Here is a 751-nt window from a genome sequence, read left to right as displayed (position 1 = left end):
GGCGGGACAGCCAGGGCCGAGCCCCGCCCCGGCAGGCCGGACGCCGCCCGGCGATTCGGCCGCCACCCCGACCGGCAGCAGAGCTTTCGCCTACAAAACAGGCACAAAATCAGGCACTTCTGTCCCATTGATGGGCATCACGTCCGATCTGGCGGCACGCGGCGCCAACCTTGGACGATGCGGCAAGGTTTTTGTATTGCCGTTCTGTGGAATTGGATCATCATCCGGATCAGGAAACGATTTCTCATCATGCAACAAGGAGACGTGGCGCGATGAAGCTTGTCACAGCCATCATCAAGCCCTTCAAACTCGACGACGTCCGCGAGTCCCTGACTCCCCTGGGCATCCAGGGGCTGACCGTGTCGGAAGTGAAGGGGTTCGGCCGCCAGAAGGGCCAGACCGAAATCTATCGCGGGGCGGAATATCATGTCAGCTTCCTGCCCAAGGTGAAGATCGAGGTCGCGGTGTCCGACGACATCGTGGACCAGGTGGTCGACGTGATTCTGCAATCGGCGCATACCGGCAAGATCGGCGACGGCAAGATCTTCGTCTCCAGCCTGGACAGCGTCATCCGCATCCGCACCCGGGAAACGGGAGAGGACGCGCTGTGACCTTTGCCGCCCCGATGCAGACCTCGATGCCGACCTCGCGACAGACCACGCAGCCCCCGATGCGCCCCCGCCTCTCCCTTGCCGCGGTAACGTCCCCCCTCCTGGCGGCGGCCGCCCTGCTGGCGACGGCCGCGCCCGCC

General features: G+C 64.4%; 2 protein-coding genes. Both read left to right on the top strand.

Annotation, left to right across the window (positions count from 1 at the left end; all coding sequences use genetic code 11):
• The coding region (locus HUK84_RS22955; RefSeq protein WP_218064498.1) for a hypothetical protein at nt 1-276 on the top strand (276 nt) is incomplete at its 5' end.
• Nucleotides 273-611 carry a P-II family nitrogen regulator gene (gene glnK / locus HUK84_RS21265; RefSeq protein ID WP_012226274.1) on the top strand — a complete coding sequence of 113 codons (339 nt, stop codon included), beginning with the start codon at nt 273-275 and terminating at the stop codon, nt 609-611. The genes HUK84_RS22955 and glnK, both read left to right, overlap by 4 nt.
• The last annotated feature ends 140 nt before the right edge of the window (nt 612-751 follow it).

Origin of the sequence: Nguyenibacter vanlangensis, from assembly GCF_013376155.1 — a bacterium.
In the GTDB taxonomy this organism is placed as follows: Bacteria; Pseudomonadota; Alphaproteobacteria; order Acetobacterales; family Acetobacteraceae; genus Gluconacetobacter; species Gluconacetobacter vanlangensis.
Note: the sequence above shows the minus strand (reverse complement) of the source record. Positions and strands in the feature narration are given on the sequence as shown.

Bases quoted from the DNA above. Each gene is read 5' to 3' on its own strand.
- glnK (WP_012226274.1), top strand. From the start codon at position 273: ATGAAGCTTGTCACAGCCATCATCAAGCCCTTCAAACTCGACGACGTC.